An 18,306-nucleotide genomic window follows, 5' to 3' on the forward strand; every position below is an offset into this window, starting at 1 on the left:
GTACTGTCCTCCTGCGGGTTGGGAGCAGCGGCGGGCTGGGGTGCGGGAGGTTGAGATGAGTACGTATGCGCCGGCGTCTTCGGTGGGGTGGCTGGACTTCGATGCGGCCGCGAGCGAGCGCGTCGGCACGATGATGCGCGCCCTGGAGGAGCCAGGGACGCTGGATGCCATAGGGCTTGGTTCGGTGCGAGATTCGTTCTCCGCCATGTTGAGTCCGGGCACGTCGACGATTCAGACCCGGCTCCGCTACTTCATCTTCCTGCCATGGATCTTCACTCAGCTCGAAGCCGAACGGATTGCCCCAGCCGGCTATGCCGCTCGGCTCCGCAGTGACGAGGCTCGGCTGATCGACTGCCTTCGCCATCTCGGGCCGAACAACGGCGTAGTCGGCTTCTCGGCGGGCAACAAGGTCAAGCGGATGCCGAGCGAGGCCTACTGGGGTGGGCTGCGTAGCTGGGGTCTGGCCCGCCTTAGTTACAGCCTCGCTGAGTATGCCCAGCGCTCATCGGCGCTGGGTCGCCTGCAGCACGAGCGCGATGACGATGGCAACACGACCGAGCGTGTGATCTCGATGTGGGCGCAGGTACCTGATGCGCCGACGGACTTCTTGCAGGCCAACCTCACGTTTGACCTCGAGCTGAGTGAGGCGGAGCTCCTGGCTGACCTGATCCGGAGCCGTCACCCCGGGACGCTGCTCGCCGTCATGTGTGGGAACCCGTCAGCCGCTGCGGCGGCCGAGTTCCCGTGGGAGGTGCCAGAGTCCGGCCTGCCCGCCAACCTCGTGGACCTGCTTCGACACGCCCGTTGCTTCTCGGAGATCACCGTTGGTCCGCAGCACGTCTACAACGTGATGCTCGCCCAGAAGGCTCGCCAGGACCTCGGGTGGGACACGTCGGAACTGGAGTCGAGCGAGCGGCTGAAGCTCGACGACTGGGTCGACCTGATGGCGGATCGCCACGACGAGCTTCGGGATTGGGCCGATGACCTTCCGTCGTTCTGGGCGCTGCTCAGCGGGAACGCGGTCAGCGACCCGACCCGGTCGTTCATCGAGTCGATGGTTCCCCGAGTAATGGTCAACCCGGCGGGACTCGCCGATGATCCGGTCATGCAAGGCTTGGTCCGAGACCGTGAGATCCGACTCAAGGGCAAGCGGGCTCGCCTGGCCCACCGATCGGCGTTGGAGAACTGGAACCAGGTGCCCTTCGGCGGGCAGCTGAACTACCGGTGGCCCATCACCAAGGAATACCTCGCGGATCTCGCGGCCGGCCTCGAGCTGGGTACCTGATGCTCCAGCCCACCAACCGGCTCACGCTGATCGACGCCATGCGCCCACCGGCGGGCTTTCGCCTCGAGTCCGCCATGGCGGTCACCTTCACCCTCGACCTCCGAGCACTGCTAGCGGCTCCCGCCGCCTTCGCTCTGACCGGGCCTGACGGACTCACATCTGATGGCAGCAACCAGGAACCGATCGAGCTGCTGCACGCCCTGCGCTCGAACGCCGGGAAGATCACAGTGTTTAGCCAAGTGGGAGAGATCTCGCTGCCACCATCGCGCCGAGTGTTTGCGTTCCTCGAGCGATGCGTGATCCCGGTCACCGCGCCCCGTGGCGGCGTGGTGCACCCGAAGGTGTGGGTGCTGCGATACGAACCGAGCGACGATCCAGCGGCGACCGGGCGTCGCCTGAGGGTCCTGAGCGCCAGCCGCAACCTCACGTTCGACGCCAGCTGGGACACCGTCGTGCGGCTCGACGAGACAACGACGGGCAAGCGAGTCGCACTCCCGGAGATCGGTGGACTGTTCGATGGGCTCGTCGCCCAAGCACAGATCCCGATCGCGTCCGACCACTTGGACCGGGTGCAGTCCCTCGTGGCTGCGCTCGCCACCGCCAAGTTCGCCCTCCCCGCCGGAATGGACGACATCCGAGCTCACGTTCTGGGACTCACCACGACGGATTCACCTCTGCCTCTGGCGACCGATCGCTCGCTGATCATCTCGCCGTTCGTGAACGACCGGTTCTTCACCCACATCCACCGGGCTCCCATCGATGAGTTGGTCAGCCGACCCGAGTGGCTCGATCAGCTCGGGCCCAAGGCGACCAGCCACATCGGCTCTGTGTACAGCTTCGACGACGGGAGCATGCCCGAGCTCGCCATCGCCGACGATCTGGCCGCTGACGATCCAGGTCGCCCGCTCGTCGGCCTCCACGCGAAGGTGTTCGCCTTCGAACAAGGTGGTCAGGCTCGCCTGTTCCTCGGCTCGGCCAACGCCACCGATGCCGCGTTTGGTAGCAACGTGGAGATCCTCCTCGAGCTCGTGGCCTCTCGAGCCACGCTGGGCATCGATCGCCTCTGCGACGGAACCGACGACGAGGTGGGTCTCCGCTCCCTCTTCCACACCTACACCGGCCCCGACGGAAGCGAGCAGGCCGACGAGTCTGTGTCGCTCGATGGCGCCCGTCGCAGCATCGCCCGACTCGCGATCGAGGGGTTCGTCGAGGAGAGCGAAGACGGGTGGGCGGTGACCTACCGATCGAGCGGACCGATGCCGCAGGTTGGAGGTGCAGTGGTGCACTGCTGGCCGCTCGCCGCGGCCGGCCATCGCCGTCTGGTCCCACCCGAGCAGCCGTTCGAGGCGCGCTTTGAGACCAGCCTCGAGACCATGAGCGGGTTCCTCGCCTTCGAAGTCGAGCACGAGACCGGCACGGTCACCGAGTTCGTCGTACCCGTCCCGCTCACCGGCGTGCCCGAGCACCGAGAGCGATTCCTCCTCAAGGCGCTCATCGGAAATGCGGAACGGTTCATGCGATACCTGCTGGCGCTCCTCGACGAGGATTCGACGCGGATGGACCTGCTCGATGCGGTCGAGCGAACCGACGGCGATGGCGACGAGACGGCCGGCGCGTTCAGCCGGCCCGTGCTGGAGAAGTTGCTGCGCACCATGCGACGCGACCCATCGAAGCTTGCTGGTCTTCATCCGCTCATCTCAGATCTCGCTGCCGATGATGCGCTTCCGGAAGGCTTCGCGGAGCTCTGGTCGACGATCTACGACGTCGCCCTGGCAGGGGAGGCCCAGCCGTGACGGAACGCCATGTGGATCCGCAGGCCGTGCTCGCCGACCTGAAGGACTTCCAGCAGCGCACCGCTGTTTGGGCGTTCCGGCGCATGTTCGAAGACTCCGATCCAACAATGCGGTTCCTGGTCGCCGATGAGGTCGGGCTGGGCAAGACCCACGTGGCCAAAGGCGTCGTCGCCCAAGTCATCGATCATCTGCAGCGGGCGGGAGACGTGCGCCATGACATCGTCTACGTCTGCTCCAACGGCGCGATCGCTCGACAGAACGTTCGCAAGCTCGTGCCGAAGGGCATCAACCCGATTGACAGCGTCGAGCGGCTGACGATGCTGCCGCTCGCAACGTTGGACGAAGGAGGAGCGGGCCGCTCCGGGGTCAACCTGCTCGCGATCACGCCGGGGACGTCGCTCAAGTTCGGCCGAAGCACGGGTACGTTCCCCGAGCGATGCCTGGCTTACGAGTTCCTACGGGGCCTCTGGGGGACGGGCTCGATGAGCGCGCGTGCTCGGCGGATCTTCTGGCACGGCGTTGAGGCCGGGGATCCCGACGAGCGTCTCCGGTCGAGGGCCGCCTCCTACCGGTCGAGGGTGACAAAGCAGTGCCGGGCGGCGTTCTCTGAGGAACTCGCTGTCCTCGACTCGGCGCGCCGATCCCTCGGCAAGCCGACGGTTCGCGAGATGTTCGACGAACTGGTGGAGCAGCTCAAGTGGCAGCGCACCATCGATGGCGACCATGCAGAGCTGCGCCGGGATCTGATCGGTGAGGTACGGCGGACGATGGCGATCGTCGGAATCTCCTCGCTGCAACCGGATCTGGTGATCCTCGACGAGTTCCAGCGCTTCAAGGACCTGCTCGAGCCGGATGCTGAGAACTTCGCGGCCGAGCTGTCCTACCGGTTGTTCAACTACGTCGACCCCGACAGCGAGCGCCCGACGCGGACGTTGCTGCTCTCTGCGACGCCGTATCGGATGTACACCACCGCGGACGACGTCGGGGGTGACCACTACGAGGACTTCCTCGCCACGTGTGGCTTCCTCTTCCAGGATGACGAGAAGGTCGCTTCGGTCGCTGACGACTTTGCCGCGCTGCGCAACGCACTGACGTCGACCGAATCGCTCGCCGGCGCCGAGGCGATCTGCGAGGACATCGGGGTGAAGCTCCGGTCGGTCATGGCTCGCACGGAGCGGCTCTCGGCCACCCCCGACCGGGACGGAATGCTCACCGAGCACGACGCGCTCGCCACCATCGCCTCCGATGATCTACGGGCCTATGTCCGTCTGGGAAACCTGGCCGAGACCGTAGAGCAGCACGAACCGACCGAGTACTGGAAGGCCGGGCCCTACCTCGTCAACTTCATGGAGCGATACAAGCTCAAGGAGGCCATCGACCGGGCTGCGGCCAACGGCACTCTCGACGAGGGCGAACGGCTCGCCCCGGGCCCTGGGTTGCTGTCGTGGGCCGATATCGAGTCCTACAAGGCCGTGGATCCACAGAACGGCCGACTGCGATGGCTGCTCGACGACCTCGAGCGTCGACGTGCATTCGAGTTGCTCTGGATGCCGCCCTCACTCCGGTACTACGACACCGGTGCGGTCTACGAGGAGCCCGAGGCTGCATCGCTGACCAAGCGCCTCATCTTCTCGGGGTGGGCGGTGGTCCCGAAGGTCGTCTCGTCGATGGTCAGCTTCGAGGCCGAACGGCGCGCCTACCAGGGTCGGGACCATCGGTACTCGGTCGACTACGGCCGGCGCGGGGGTCAACGGCTGCTGTTCCGCACGACGGAACGCACCGCTGCCGAAACTCGACCGGGCGAGGCCGAGACCAAACGCCGAGCCGCCGCCATGACCACGTTCCTCCTCGTCTGGCCCAGCCCGACGCTGGCGGAGATCGGTGACCCCCGTCCCCGAGGAGGAGTTTCGGCGCCACAAGTGAGCGAGGTGCTCGCCGAGGTCACCGCGGCGCTGCGCCGACGGCTTGGTCCGCTCTTGGAGACGGCATCCTCGGATGGCGTCGTCGACCTTCGCTGGTACTGGGCGGCCCCGCTGTTCCTCGACCAGCAGAGCCACCCGTATGCCATCGACCTTCTCCTGGCGCCTGACGCAGGCCGGCATTGGGAAGGCAACGAGGTGGGCGAGGGCTTCCTCGCCCACCTGGCTGAGGCACGGGCGGTGCTGTCGTACGGGCCCGCGGCGCTGGGGCGAGCCCCCGATGATCTGGCCGAGGTGCTGGCGGAGGTCGCCGTCGGCGGGCCCAGCCAGTGCGCCCTTCGCGCACTCAGCGCCGTGACCGGGCTCGCCGTGTCCGAGGATGCCTGCCTGCTGAACGGGGCCTGGATCGGCTCTGCCTTCCGAGCCTTCTTCAACGCCCCCGAGGTCACCGGCATCGTCGTCGGCCAACGCGAGGAGCTCGCTAATAGTGACGAGAGCGCCGGCCGCTACTGGCGGGAGGTCGTGCGACACTCGATCGAGGGGAACCTCCAAGCCGTGCTCGACGAGCACGTCCACGTCCTCCGTGACTGGCTCGGCCACCTCAATCTCGACGGTGCTGAACGCCGGGCGCTGGCTGCGGATGACATCGCCGTGTCTCTCGCGAATGCGCTCGAGGTCCGCACTTCTTCGTTCCGGGTCGACATCCCCCGTCGGCGGAAGGACCGCATTGCCCTCCAGGAGCACCGGATGCGGTCGCGCTTCGCCGTCGCGTTCGGAAATCAGTCGGTCGACGGCGGGGGAGAAGCCCGCGTCGAATCAGTCTCGACCTCGTTCAACTCGCCGTTCTGGCCGTTCGTGCTGACGTCGACCTCAGTTGGCCAGGAGGGCTTGGACTTCCACTTGTGGTGCCACGCGGTGGTGCACTGGAACCTGCCATCGAACCCGGTCGACCTGGAACAGCGCGAGGGTCGGGTCCACCGGTTCAAGGGCCACGCCGTTCGCCGCAACATTGCAGCGACCCTCGGGCCGGCGCTCGTAGCGGAGGGGTTCCCGCCAGGGCTGGACCCCTGGGACGAACTCTTCACCCGTGCGGCTGCGACCCGTGGCCCACACGACGACGAGATGGTGCCCTACTGGGTCTTCCATGCCGGCCCAGCCAAGGTCGAACGGCACGTGCCGGTGCTCCCGTTCAGCCGCGATGCGACCTCCCTTCCGCGGTTGCGTCGGACGTTGGCTGCGTACCGGCTGGCCTTCGGCCAGCCGCGGCAGGAGGAACTCGTCGAGTTCCTCAACGCGGAACGGACCGACGCTGAGCTCATGGAGCTCCTCGCGAAGGTGCGCGTCGATCTCACTCCGCCTGCGGTCGAGTTGCAGGTCCGGGCGTTTGACATGGGCGAGCGCGACGTTCCAGGCCCTGCATCCGTGGGAACGCAGGCGTACCGGGTCCACGCATGGAAGGACCGCGCGCTAGAGCGAGCGATGCTCGATGACGGGTTCGTAAGCATCGGCGGGGACGAGCTGAGTGACCTCTCGCAGGTTCGACACGCGGACGCGATCCGCGCCCTCCTGACGGCGTCGATGCCGGAGAAGCCTTCGCTCGCGATCGCCATCTATGTGGGCTACTGGCGTCGCTTTCTGTGGGAAGCCGAGGTCGGTGATGTGGTCGTGCTCGGGACCCGCGACCGGAAGGTCGCCGTTGGCGAGTTCTCAGGCCCTTACACCTACTTCGCCGACGGGGACGAGCGAGCACGACACCGCCGATCGGTGAGGTGGATGCGAGTCGGCATCGACCGGGCGACCCTAGGAGCCGATCTGTTGAGGACGATGAACAGTCAACACACGGTCCAGAGCTTCAAGGCCGATGACGCAGCGGCCCGCCTGCGGACACTGGCCGAGACCCGTGTCGACCCAGGCCGGTGAATCTTTTGCAGGTCGCTCAACAGGCGCTGGCTGCCCTGGCACTCGACGGTGTCTCAATCATTAACCACGCGGCCTCGGTGCCGACCGCCCCTGGCCTCTACGCGGTCCGGGGATCTGTATGGGTGTGGCGTGAGTTGGGTCTGGGTGATCCGCCTGACTCCCGGCCGCTGTACGTGGGGAAGGCGGAGAGAAGCCTGGTGAGTCGCGACGTCGCGACCCACTATGGCACTGGCAAGACCGGCCACTCGACGCTTCGCCGGAGTGTCGGAGCACTGCTGGCTGATCAGCTTGGGCTGGTGGCTCAACCTCGAAACCTAGCGAAACCTGCGTACTTCTCGAGCTTTGCGTTCGAGCCGAAGGGGGACGCGCAGCTGACCCAATGGATGCTCGAGCATCTACGACTGGCGACGTGGGCGCCCCAACAACCGGTCGTGCTCGACGATGTTGAGACCGAGGTGCTTCGAGCCCTTCTGCCCCCGTTGAACCTCGACAAGGTTCGGACGCCTTGGAGGCCGTTGGTCAGTTCGCGTCGCAGGTCGATGGCGGCACAAGCGAGACTGTGGACTCCATAAACTTGGGGTCGAGTGCCGGATCGGTCACGGACGTCTGCGGCGTCGGGCGTCCCCCCATGAGCGGCATTTGGCGCGTTGTTCCTCGAGGAACCGACCGCTTGTCGCTTGGTCCTCGACCGAGGTGCGCTTGCCGAACGGATCGGGCACCCCATTGATGCGGAAGTAACCGCCGCCGGGCACGCCTCCCCGTTCACCTGCGACATGCACGACCAGGGAGTCGAGGGGCGGATACTCGAGCTCCAGGCAGCGGCGATGGAATGCGCCCATGAACTGGGTAACGATCTCGGACTCCCCGCCCTGGTGCAGCTGCTGGGGTGCCGGGAGATCAGCGGCATCGAAGACGAGCGAGTAGTTCACCGACATCGCCCTGTTCTCCGCTCCGTTTCGTGTGACGAATTCGATCGCCGCGTCCACCTGGGCGATCGTGAAGCCTGGGTCATCCATCGACATCTCGGCTGTGCCTTTCGGTTAGGGGTACCTATAGACAGTTACATAATTAAGGTATAAAGTCCAGCCATGGACAACGCCCAGTTCGCTACCGCTCTCGCTGATGCTCTGGAGGCCGCTGCAGCTTCCTTGCGAACGGCAGCCCGCGCACATGGTTCAGGCCCGGGTTCTGCCGTTGAGGCACAGGGAGCGGGGTCCACGACCGCCGTCGAACGAGCTCGGAAAGCGCACCCGCAACTAGGTGAGCGCCAAGCCGAGATCATCCAGCTTCTGGAGATTGCTGAGCCTGATGGGACGGACACGGGATCGATCTCACGGACGCTGGCCTACGATCAACCGAACGTGTACCTGACCCTTGCTGCGCTCGTGCGTCACCAACTCGCCGAGAAGGACCCCTCGACGCATCCTCATCGCTACCGCCTGGGTCCGCGGATCCGGTAGTCGGCCGCCATGGTGCGGATGGCTCATGTGTCGTTCGTCGATCGAGCGCAGCCCAGCGGTAGATCGTTCGGATCTGCTCGTAGGTCTCGGGGGAGCGGTGGTGGTCCTTGCGGGTGCCAGCTCGGAAATGCGTGACCTCGGCGATGGCTTCGTCCGCGGTTCGGCCGTTGCGGACGAGTCAGCCATCGATGACCGTGCCGGTGCGATCGATGCCGCCCCAGAAGTGACGTGGACCGGGCGGCTGGCTGTGACCTCGCCGGTCGATGTTGGGCCAGCGGGTGCCGCATCCGTCCCAGTCCGGGAATCGGTGCCGGTCGAGGCGGGTCGGCGCGAACAGCTCCCTCACGCCTTCGGTGTCGGGGGCACCACCGCATCGCACGCGGTGCAGTGGAGCTGGCCCTTGGCGAAAGGCTCGAGGGCGTGCGCACCACACTCGGGGCACGTCCGGTCGACCGCCACCCAACGAGGGTGTTTCCTCGTCCCGGTGTTCACGGCCCAGCCCTGCCGGCGGGCACGCGTCAGCAGGTTCGTGACCCAGGCGGCTTCGAGGGGCTCCGCTTGCACCTCGCGGAAGTAATCGGTGATCTCGGCGCGGTCGGCGCCGTCGTGTTCGGTCAGGAAGGCGATCAGTGCCACCATGTCAGGGTCGCTCGGTTCGCTCGCCTGGGTTCGAGCTGCATCGGCTACCTCGCCAAGGCCCTTGAGGATGGCGGCGGCTCCCCGGACATCGATCTTCGCCATGTACGCGTCGAGTGCTCGCATGGTCGGCTCGAGCGCCGTCCGCAGGTTGTCCAGGTACTGGGCGTCCATCGGATAAAGGGGAACACGGGTTGGGTCCGGCGCTCGGTACTCGCGACGTGCGACGCGGGCCGGGTCGGCGAACCATCGGTCGCGGCCGGGCAAGGCCTCGAATCCGACGGACTTCACCTGGCCCGACCGGTCCGTGTCGATGTGCCCGATGCGGTAGCCAGCACCCCACCACGCGCTCACCTGTGGGCGACCATCGGGCTTCGTGCCGCTTCCCGCCCACCACGAACGATCGGCGCGGGCGCTCGGCGGGAGCGACTTCTCCTCGGCAGCAGCGAGGATCCGGTCGATCTCGGGGAACGAGTAGGTCGGTTGTTCGCGCTCGTCGGCGGCCAGTGCTTCGTAGAGCGATGAGTAGCGGCCGTCTGCGGCGGGTGCGGGGAACACCTCCCGCCCGCCCGATCGGGGTTCCGGCGGTGACCCCTTCGGGAGGTGCTTGCCGACGACGGTGAGCTGTTCGGGCGTGAGCCGGTGGAGGTGGTCGGCGATGGCGCTGGCGAGCACTGACTGGTCGACGCGGTGCGCGAGTGCCTGCGGGTCGACCAGCCCGAAGCCGACATCGAGGTCCAGGTGCAGGGCCTGACACAGGGCCGCGACGTCTGTGAGCGCGAAGGGGATGCTCCCTCGCTGAAGTCCATCCAGCGTTGCCGGCGTCAGGGGAACCGACCAATGGAGGTGGGTCGCGATGTCCTCGGGCGAGCGCTGGATGGCACGCGCCACCGCGTCGAGGACCTTGCGGAACCGTTCGGCGATGATGCGGCGCGGGCCGACCCGCCGTCGATCGAGGAGCCTGGCCGCGTCAGCGAACGGGTCGGTCGGGTCTTGCTTTCTTGCCCACTCGAGCATCCCCTCGTCGTAGCGGGCGACTTCCTCGAAAGGGTCGTCTCGCACGTAGAAGGGCCCCGGCCAGAGCCACGCCACGACTAGGGGGCCGTCCGAACGCGCCAGCACCTCGAGGTCGCCCTGCTGCTCGTCCTCCGACGGAGGCACGCGATCCCGGTAGACGATCTCGCTCAGGAATTGGCGCCTCAGCGCCGCGTTCGACGCAATCGTGTGAGGGTCCATGCGGACGATTATACATTTCTGCGAAGGACATCTTGACGCCGTGTCGTATACGGCTATGGTTATAAGCGTAGCAGGCACGATCCCCGTGTCCGTAGCTGAAACGAAGGTAGACCTCATGGAAATGACCACTGCGCTCGACGATGCGGGGGATCCGCGACCGGGGCCATGGACGGCACCGGACCAGGCGGCGGGCCCCATCCGCCTTATGGGGCGGGACGATCCCCCTTTGGGAATCCGGCCGTCGCCCCAGATCCCGCCGGCTGCGGATCGGGCTGTGCGGCCCGAAGGACCCCACACAGCGAGCCGGACGGACCGATGCCGACGCCACGTCCAGCGAAAGTTGGGGTCCGAGCGGGTGCGCGAGGACTTCGCGGATCTGCGTGCGGCGTTCTCGAAGCTCGTCGGCGGCATCGTCACCGAGTTGCTGCAGACCTAGATGGCAGCCCGGGCCAGCCCGGCGGCCCGGGCTCGGGCGCATGACGTCGCCGTTCGAAGGCCTGGCGGAGGTCGGGACCAGCCGCGGCGGCCGGCGCGCAGGGGTCTGCCAGAGTGGCGCTCGCTGGGAGGCACCCCGAGGGGAAGAGCCGCCGACGGCCCTCAGGGCCGGCGAGCATCGAGCGCCGCCCAGCGCTGGATCGTGCGGATCTGTTCGTCGGTCTCGGGGGATCGGCGGCGGTGCCTGCGGGTGCCCATCCGGAGGTCGGCGATCTCGGCGACGGCTTCGTCGGCGCTGCGGCCGTGGCGGACGAGCCAGCAGCCGATCACGGTGCCAGTGCGGCCGATGCCACCCCAGCAGTGCACGTAGACCGGGCGGCCGGCGTCGACCTCCGTCGCCATGAGCTCGACGATCGGCGTGTAGCCCTCCACGTCGGTCACGCTCAGGTCCGGGATCGGGAACGGTGCGTGGCGCACGTCGAGGCCCCGTTCGGCGGCCAGGTGGGCGAGCATTGGCTCGTAGGGGTGGAGTCCGTCGTTCGGCGTGGTCAGGTCGACGAACGTGCGGACGCCTGCGTCGAGCAGCAGGTCCAGCTTGGCGGTCGTGCGTTCCCTGTCGGTCGGGTACTCGCCTGCCAGCACCGAGCCAGGGGTCACCCACCAGGCATGGGCGACATCGTCGTGAGGCCAGGTCGTCATGGTCATCGCTCCTCGGTCTCGCCCGGCTGTGACGCGATGTCGGTCGGCGCCTCGTCGAACAGAGCGTGGAGGGCATTGGCGAGCTGAGTGGTCTCGTCGAGCATCGTCAGCTTCGAGCGCCACTCCTTCGGGATGCCCGACAGGCCCCACTAGGCGCCGGCGAGCTGTCCGGCGATGGCGGCCGTGGTGTCGGCGTCATCGCCGAGGTTCGCGGCGCGAAGCACGGCGCTGCGGAAGTCGTCCGCTCCGTGCACCGCCCACAGAGCGGCCTCCAGCGCGTCGATGCAGAACCCGGTGCCCCGGATGGCCGGCGGCTCCTTCTCCTGGAACGACCCGGCCGCGATCGCCGCCACCTGCGGGTGCAGTTCACCCCACGCCCAGAACGTCGGGGCGAGCACGTCGTCGAGCGACGCGCCGCCGATCACCGCGGCGACCATCGCCCCGTGGAGCCGGCAGGCATCGACTGGCCGGGTGGCCGCATGCGTGGAGCGGCTCGACTCGCCGGACCGCACGGCGGCTTCGGGGACCGATCGGTGCCAGGCGATCGGCACCGGCGTCAACCGCATCAGCGAGCCGTTGGCGGCCTGCTCCTCGTTCCTGTCGGGGTCCATCGCCTCGCCGGTGCGCTCGAAGCGGCGCAGCTGCCAGCTCGTGGTGCCTCCGATGTCGAAGCACCGCCCGTTCGATGGCCACAGCCCCTCGTCGCGCCAGCGCAGGTAGCGCCGCAGCTGGTCGGCCAGGTCCATCCCGCCGACGGTGACGATCGAGTCCGCCAGACACAGCGCCATCGACGTGTCATCGGTCCACTGCCCGGGCTCCAGGTGGAACGGGCCGCCGCCCACCATGTCGTCGATCGGCTCGAAAGACCCCGGTGGCAGGAACTCGAGCGTCGTCCCGACCGCGTCACCCACCGCCAACCCCACCAACGCCCCACGAGCTCGATCCACCGCATGCCGACCCATGACCGTGCCGGTAGGTCGCAAGGCGACGACCTGCTCGCTGAGGTCTCTTATCCGCTCGCGGATTCACCGTTCTACGCTGCGCAAACATCTGATTCGTACTGGTGGCTCTGGTTGGAGGCACGATCTTCAATCTGGAGGTGAGCCGGATTGTTGTAGGCATCTTTCAACTCCTGGAGAGTCCAGCCCAGAGCAAGCGCCTTTGCCTTCAAGCATCGCCACTCGTAGCCCGGCTTGTGGCCAAAGTCGTACTCCCCGCGAATCACCTCCCCGGTATTGGGGTCAACAAACTTGCCACGCCAATTCCGCTTGGCACTCGCGAGGACCTCGTCCTTGGTCGCCGCCGAGAGGGTCGGCCGAACAATCTTGGACGCCTCGCTTTCGGCACCAATCGCCGTCCGAAACTCGTTCGCGGACTTGGCAATGTCGTCGGCCTCAGCGGCTGTCTCAAGCACCACATCTCCGGCCTTTGCGCTCTTGGCGATCTTGGCGAACGCGAGGCTAGGTACCGCCGCAGCGAGCGATAGGCCGGCTGCGACGTAATCGCCGTCGATGGCGTACCAAGTCGCGTTGGTCACTGCCGCTACAACTCCGAAGGGCGGCGGGGCGAAGGTCAGGACATCGAGCACCAAGTGCCCCCAGTCCCCGATCAAGTGCATCACGGCGTCGGCAACGGCCACAGCACAGTTCCAGTAGTCGCGGAGACTCCACGAGCACTGGCTCTTGTCGGAGTGCTCCTGGGCTATGGTCTGCAGGACGTCAGAGTCGTGCTTTGGACCGGCCTCATCCGCCGCCTTCGGTGTGGACGACGCCGATTTCGCGTCGGGGGTCCCGCTCGTGGCGTCGATCGCTGAAGACAAGGCGGTGAGAGTTGCGGTCATGCCCAGGCTCTCGCCGCCGGACGATTCAGGGAAGCGATGCTCGAACAGCAGGTAGTACGTGAACTTGCCAATGGCGAAGTCCGACCCATCGATCCGTCGGGTACCCGGCTGGAATTCAGTGAACGCCCAAGCGCTGGCTTCCGGATTCGCAGTGAGGGCGGCCGTAAGAGCAACGATGCCGTCGGTTAGGTAGTGGCCTGTCGGCGCGGGGGCCACCTTTGCGTCTCCAACGGAGGCGTCGGGCCACGGGTCGTCGCCCTTGTATTGGTCGTAGTGCCAGTACGCGTCGGTGACGGTTTCAAGGAACCTGGTTGACCAGGAGGCCCGCGACAGCAGCAAGAGCAGGTTCTGCTTGTTGGCAAGATCCTGGTCGGCACGACCCCGCCCCGAATCGCCCGAACCGCGTGCCGCCTCTCGAGGCAGCGACGCTGGATCGGTCGTCGCGGTGATGAAGTCTTCCGTCCACTTGGCCGGGAGGGCACGGTAACCCGTCCCGAAGGTCGCCAGACCCAGGGTGCCCGCCAGGTCGGTGAGGGCGGCGTCATAGGCATGGGCATCGATCCCTTCCTTCAGCGGGGCACGCTTTCCCGCGACACCTGCGAGTGCATCCCCAAGAGCTCGCGGGGTGGTCTGTGATGCGAAGAGATAGGCGAAGTCGGCCTGGCCTCGATGGTCCGCTAGCTGGACATCGAGTGCCGCAAGATCGCTGGTGCCGAGAGCCTGGATGGCCGTATGGGCATCGGCACGAATCTCGGCGAGCGGATCCTTGATGCGCGGGTGAGGTCTGTCCAAGACCTTCTCCCGGGAAGGCAATGAGATCGAGCCGGCGACCAGCGCAACAACCACCAACACGGCGAGAGCTGCGAGTGAGCTCCACAGGCGCCAGCTCCGGGCCGACATCGCCTCGGGGGCTCGGCGGATGCCGACGCCGCCCTCGACCACGTCCGTGACCTTGGCAGCCCCGGCGACCTCACCCGTGGCCTGGGTTGGCAGGGAGGACGACCCCGGAGGGGGCGGAGGCAAGGGGCTCGAGCGCAACTCCGGCCGATACCAGCGGCCGTCCGAGGCCAGCCACCACTGCGATTCGGATTGAGGGTGATGTGCGTTGTTGTTCACGGCCTCATCATCCGCCCATGGCATTCCGGCTGACAGTGGAACGATCCACCCCCAGCACGCATGGCTATCCCGTCCTCGCGACGGGACGATGGGCCGGGAACCGGGCGCCGACCTGACGCAGGTGATGCCGGCGACTGCCCAGCTCCGTTGGCTGGTTCGTCCAGACCAGCCACCTCCTAAGCTCGCCTGCGCTGCAGCTGGAGCTGCGCCGGGGAGGGATCGGTGGTTGCGGGGGGTCAGCACGTCACGGGCTTCAGGCGTCGGACCACTTGGTGCGCGCCCATCGATCCGTGGTTGGCGGACCCGGTCCTCTGGCCGAGATCCAGCCGCGGGGATGGGCAGCGATGATCTCCGAGGACACGGTGGACGAGGTCCCCCCGTCGATTCCTCCGCTTGCGGGCCGATGGCAGATCGGCGAACGTCTGGGCGGCGGTGGGGAAGGCATCGTGTACGCCGCCGAGCCCATCGACGGAGCGAACGGTCGTGCCGGGTCGCACGCAGCCGCGGGTGCCCGAGTCGCCGTGAAGATCACTTGGTCTCGCACCGGTGAGAGCGAACTGAACGCACTGCTCAAGCTCCAGCACCGTCACCTCGCGACCTATCGCGACTTCGGGTTCCTCAGCTCCGACCTTTGGCGGGACCTTGGTCTTCACCGCCCTCCAGAACCGGGGGAGGACCTGATCTGGATCGTGATGCCGCGAGCGAGCGGTTCGCTCGCGGACCAGATCGACGAACGCGCTGGAAGCGCCTCTCGGCCGATCGGCGCGGCATCCGCCGTTCGTCTGTGGCACCAATTATCAGATGCGCTGACGTACCTGGAGGAACAGCAGGTTGTCCACGGGGACATCAAGCCCGCCAACGTGCTCGTGTACGACACCGACCACGGCACGGACTGGAGGCTGGCCGACTTCGGCATGTCAGCGGAGGTGTCCGCCGGGCTCAGCCGCACGGCGGTCGCGGGGGCTACCCGTACATACTCCTCGCCGGGGGTCCTGAGCACCGGTCGGGCCTCGGTGGCTGACGACCGCTACTCGGCGGCCCTCACGGTTCACTTGGCGGCGACTGGTGTGCTGCCGTTCACCTCCGGCGGGCGCGTGCGTATCCGCCGAGCGCTGCCCCGCAAGATCCGCTTGCCGGTCTCTGACGCGATTACGGCATGCATCCCCGATGCCCCCTCCTTGTCCCGTCGTCGGCGGAGGCGACGGGTGACGGCCCTCGCAGGCGCCTTCGTCTTTGCGCTGTTTGCAGCCGCTGCATTGCGGCCAGGGCTGCGCTCGGAGGGTGGCAAACAGGCGGCGACAACGACGCTGGCACCAAAGTCGGTTGCATCCTCGAGCACCACAGAGGCTCGCGACCCGGTAGTGACGACTGACCCGCCGGTGACCGAGGTGGGACCTGCGCCAGGTTCTGGGTCGAGCCTGTACTTCATCCCAACCAGCGCGGGTGGATCCGGTGTCTACCGACTCGATCTAGCAACGAACGAGGCGACGAAGGTCGAGACCGGCACCGCTCCCCTCAGCGACCTCTCGGTCTCCAGATCGGGCCGCTACGTGGGCACGACGACCACAGACGGCGGCGACTCGCTCGTGGTCGGCGACGTTGGCAGCGATCGGTCGAGGATCTACGACGTGCCGGGCAACGCCTCGGAGCCGTCCTTGTCGCCGGACGGGACCCTCGTTGCGTTCGTGAGCGACGCGACCGGTGACCTCGACGTCATGGCGCTCGACCTGAGCACCGAGGAGGTTGTCACCATCGCCGGCAATTCCTGGGACGAGCGAGACCCGGTCTGGGAGGAGAAGGAGGTGACCGGGGGTCCGGTTACGAGGCTCCACTACGTCTCCTCCGCTCCCACCGACGTCGGTGGGCACGATGCCGATGGCATCCAGTACCTCAACCTCGATGGCGAGCCGAATCTGCATGACCTGCCCGCACCTTGGTCGATCGACCTGACGGCCCTTCCAGGACTCGAAGACCAGACCGTGCGTGTCCGGTCTATGGCGGTCCGCCCCAGCCGGGACGGTTTCTACTCCGACTATGTGCTCATTATCGAGACCAGCAGCGGCAGCAGCGACGTCGCCGTGCTGACGCCTGGCAACGAGGAGGAGGGCAAGGTGGAGTACACGAGTGAGGACGAAGTCGCCGTGGCGTGGTGCCCGGAAGGGATCGTGACGGCCACTCGAGGGGATGGGCTGGTATTGGTGCCTGCAAACGGGAAGAAGCCGCAGCGGCTGAGCGCCGGAGCGGATGTCCGCAGCCTCAGTTGCATCGGCGCCGCTGGCGACCAAGGTGGGGTGGACGATGGCGCTGGCACGGTGGTCACCAGCCCAGATGCAACAACGACGACGCTGGGTCCAAGCGGCTCCGACTGGTCCGACGACGGTGGCTATACCGCCACGACCGCTCCGCCGACGACCACGATCGGTGGGATACCCCCGGTGGCGCCGACCACCGCGCCACCGACTACCACGCCGCCGCGCTGAACAACTCCGCTCGGGGTTGAAGTGGGGCGGCATCGGCAGTGTCGACCGTGGAACGTTCCACTACCTGGCGACCTGGATCTCTGAGGAAATGAGGGTGCAAGCGGTACCCGAACCCAACGGAGCCAGAAATGCCCACCCCAATTGTCCTGCCCACCCTCCACCTGATCGACATCGAGAACCTCCACGGCGCATGCCCTCGGGGAACGCTCAACGTCGGCCGTGCCACGGCGCTGCTTGAGCGCTACGACTCGATCGTCCCCATCGCCGTCGGCGACCACCTGATCGTCGGGTGCAACCCTGGCATCGGACTCGAGGTCGGCCTCGCCATCGGTGGTGGCCGCCTCGTCGTCCGTGGCGGTCCCGACGGTGCCGACCAGGCTCTCATCGACTCGATCGACCTGGATCACGTCGCTCGCAGGAACCGCCGGGTGGTGATCGGATCGGGCGACCACATCTTCGTTCGTACCGTGCTCGGCTTGCTCGCACGTTCGGTCCCGGTCGAGGTCGTCGGTCGACCCGGCGGCACCTCAGCCGCACTACGGCTCACCGGCGTCCCGGTGCACCCGTTCGTTGACGCGATGCCGTTGCCTCAGTCCGCTTAGCCTCGGGCGACCGGGAGCCACCGTGGCCCCCGGAAGGTCGCGGAGGTCCAGCTATGACGGTCACGGTGGGGGTCGGCGAGGGGCGGCCTCTACGCCTCGCCCATGGAGGCCACCTCGTGATCGGGCGCGATGCGGGGCCAGGACAACTGGGGGCAGAGGACCGGACGGTCAGCCGACGCCACGGGATCATCACAGCAGGCGAGGCCCATTGGACGGTGGAAGCCACCGGTACCCGATCAGGTCTCGTGGTCTACGACCACGAGACGCCGTCTCGGCTGCTGCTCTGCCGAGGCGTCGGCCCCGTCGTTGTTCCCTTCGCCAGTGCCTCGGTGGTTATCGAGGTCAAGCTGAGGCGGTACGCAGTAACGGTGGAGGGACCTGGCGCACCGGGATGGGCCGGGTCTTGGGCGTCGACGATCGGCGACGGGACACAGCCACCTGCCCCGGGCGAGACACACATCCCGTGGGAGATCCGTTGGAAGGATTCGACCACCGGCAAGCCGCTGCGGTGGTATCAGACCCTTGTCGCCATGTGCGAGCCATTCCTCCGGCACGTTCCAGACGCAGTGGTTCCGACCAACTCCCAGATCGCACATCGACTCGTCACGAGCGAGAAGGTCATCGGCAGTCGGTTGATGGACGAGGTAAGGGACCAGCTCGGCTTCGATCGGTACACGCCGAACCTTCGTCAGACCATGGTGTCGATCGCCATCAGCCAGCGCCTCGTCACGGTGGCCGATCTCGCCGTCCTCCCAGACTGACCTCCTTCGCGAGGGCATGGCAGAGCGCTTGCGGAGGATGTCGGCCCACGCAAGGATCCCCCTCCTGCGGCGGGATGCACGGCTTCGTGCACGAGGGTGGCCGTCGCACGACGATCGGGAGGGC

The 18,306-nt window shown here is 67.0% G+C and carries 12 protein-coding genes; 7 read left to right on the top strand and 5 right to left on the bottom strand.

The annotated features are described in order from the left end of the window. Window positions 1-82: 82 nt before the first annotated feature. The 4 genes from ACPPVX_RS13570 (at window position 83) to ACPPVX_RS13585 (ending at window position 7,489) form a co-directional block, all read left to right on the top strand. Window positions 83-1,285, top strand: a complete 1,203-nt coding sequence (locus tag ACPPVX_RS13570; protein WP_426571093.1) for a DUF6361 family protein — start codon at window positions 83-85, stop codon at window positions 1,283-1,285. After that, entirely contained in the window at window positions 1,285-3,078 is a 1,794-nt protein-coding gene (locus ACPPVX_RS13575; RefSeq protein ID WP_426571094.1) for a phospholipase D family protein, read from the top strand. Before ACPPVX_RS13570 ends, ACPPVX_RS13575 begins: the two co-directional genes overlap by 1 nt. Beyond that, entirely contained in the window at window positions 3,075-6,917 is a 3,843-nt protein-coding gene (locus tag ACPPVX_RS13580; protein WP_426571095.1) for a helicase-related protein, read from the top strand. Before ACPPVX_RS13575 ends, ACPPVX_RS13580 begins: the two co-directional genes overlap by 4 nt. Before the next feature lie 173 nt (window positions 6,918-7,090). Further along, window positions 7,091-7,489, top strand: coding sequence for a GIY-YIG nuclease family protein (locus ACPPVX_RS13585; RefSeq protein ID WP_426575038.1), 399 nt, complete (start codon window positions 7,091-7,093; stop codon window positions 7,487-7,489). A gap of 24 nt (window positions 7,490-7,513) precedes the next feature. Here ACPPVX_RS13585 and ACPPVX_RS13590 read toward each other — a convergent pair whose 3' ends face one another. The 5 genes from ACPPVX_RS13590 to ACPPVX_RS13610 all read right to left on the bottom strand — a co-directional run bounded on the left by ACPPVX_RS13590 (window position 7,514) and on the right by ACPPVX_RS13610 (window position 14,339). Beyond that, entirely contained in the window at window positions 7,514-7,939 is a 426-nt protein-coding gene (locus ACPPVX_RS13590) for a hypothetical protein (protein WP_426571096.1), read from the bottom strand. A gap of 780 nt (window positions 7,940-8,719) precedes the next feature. Continuing rightward, window positions 8,720-10,249 (bottom strand): hypothetical protein, encoded by a 1,530-nt coding sequence (locus ACPPVX_RS13595; protein WP_426571097.1) that lies wholly within the window; start codon window positions 10,247-10,249, stop codon window positions 8,720-8,722. A 597-nt stretch (window positions 10,250-10,846) separates the two neighbouring features. Beyond that, entirely contained in the window at window positions 10,847-11,383 is a 537-nt protein-coding gene (locus ACPPVX_RS13600; protein WP_426571098.1) for a protein-tyrosine phosphatase family protein, read from the bottom strand. A gap of 149 nt (window positions 11,384-11,532) precedes the next feature. Continuing rightward, on the bottom strand, window positions 11,533-12,345 hold the full coding sequence (locus tag ACPPVX_RS13605; protein WP_426571099.1) for an ADP-ribosylglycohydrolase family protein: 813 nt from the start codon (window positions 12,343-12,345) through the stop codon (window positions 11,533-11,535). A gap of 71 nt (window positions 12,346-12,416) precedes the next feature. Then, entirely contained in the window at window positions 12,417-14,339 is a 1,923-nt protein-coding gene (locus ACPPVX_RS13610) for a GH-E family nuclease (RefSeq protein ID WP_426571100.1), read from the bottom strand. A gap of 344 nt (window positions 14,340-14,683) precedes the next feature. On the opposite strand from ACPPVX_RS13610, the gene ACPPVX_RS13615 reads away from it, so the two are divergent. The 3 genes from ACPPVX_RS13615 to ACPPVX_RS13625 all read left to right on the top strand — a co-directional run bounded on the left by ACPPVX_RS13615 (window position 14,684) and on the right by ACPPVX_RS13625 (window position 18,182). After that, entirely contained in the window at window positions 14,684-16,819 is a 2,136-nt protein-coding gene (locus ACPPVX_RS13615; protein WP_426571101.1) for a protein kinase domain-containing protein, read from the top strand. Between the two features lie 128 nt (window positions 16,820-16,947). Further along, window positions 16,948-17,421 (top strand): hypothetical protein, encoded by a 474-nt coding sequence (locus tag ACPPVX_RS13620; protein WP_426571102.1) that lies wholly within the window; start codon window positions 16,948-16,950, stop codon window positions 17,419-17,421. A gap of 53 nt (window positions 17,422-17,474) precedes the next feature. Further along, the gene (locus tag ACPPVX_RS13625; protein ID WP_426571103.1) at window positions 17,475-18,182 is read left to right on the top strand and encodes a hypothetical protein; all 708 of its coding nucleotides are present in this window, start codon (window positions 17,475-17,477) and stop codon (window positions 18,180-18,182) included. The last annotated feature ends 124 nt before the right edge of the window (window positions 18,183-18,306 follow it).

Origin of the sequence: Aquihabitans sp. McL0605 (assembly GCF_049993875.1) — a bacterium.
In the GTDB taxonomy this organism is placed as follows: domain Bacteria; phylum Actinomycetota; class Acidimicrobiia; order Acidimicrobiales; family Iamiaceae; genus Aquihabitans.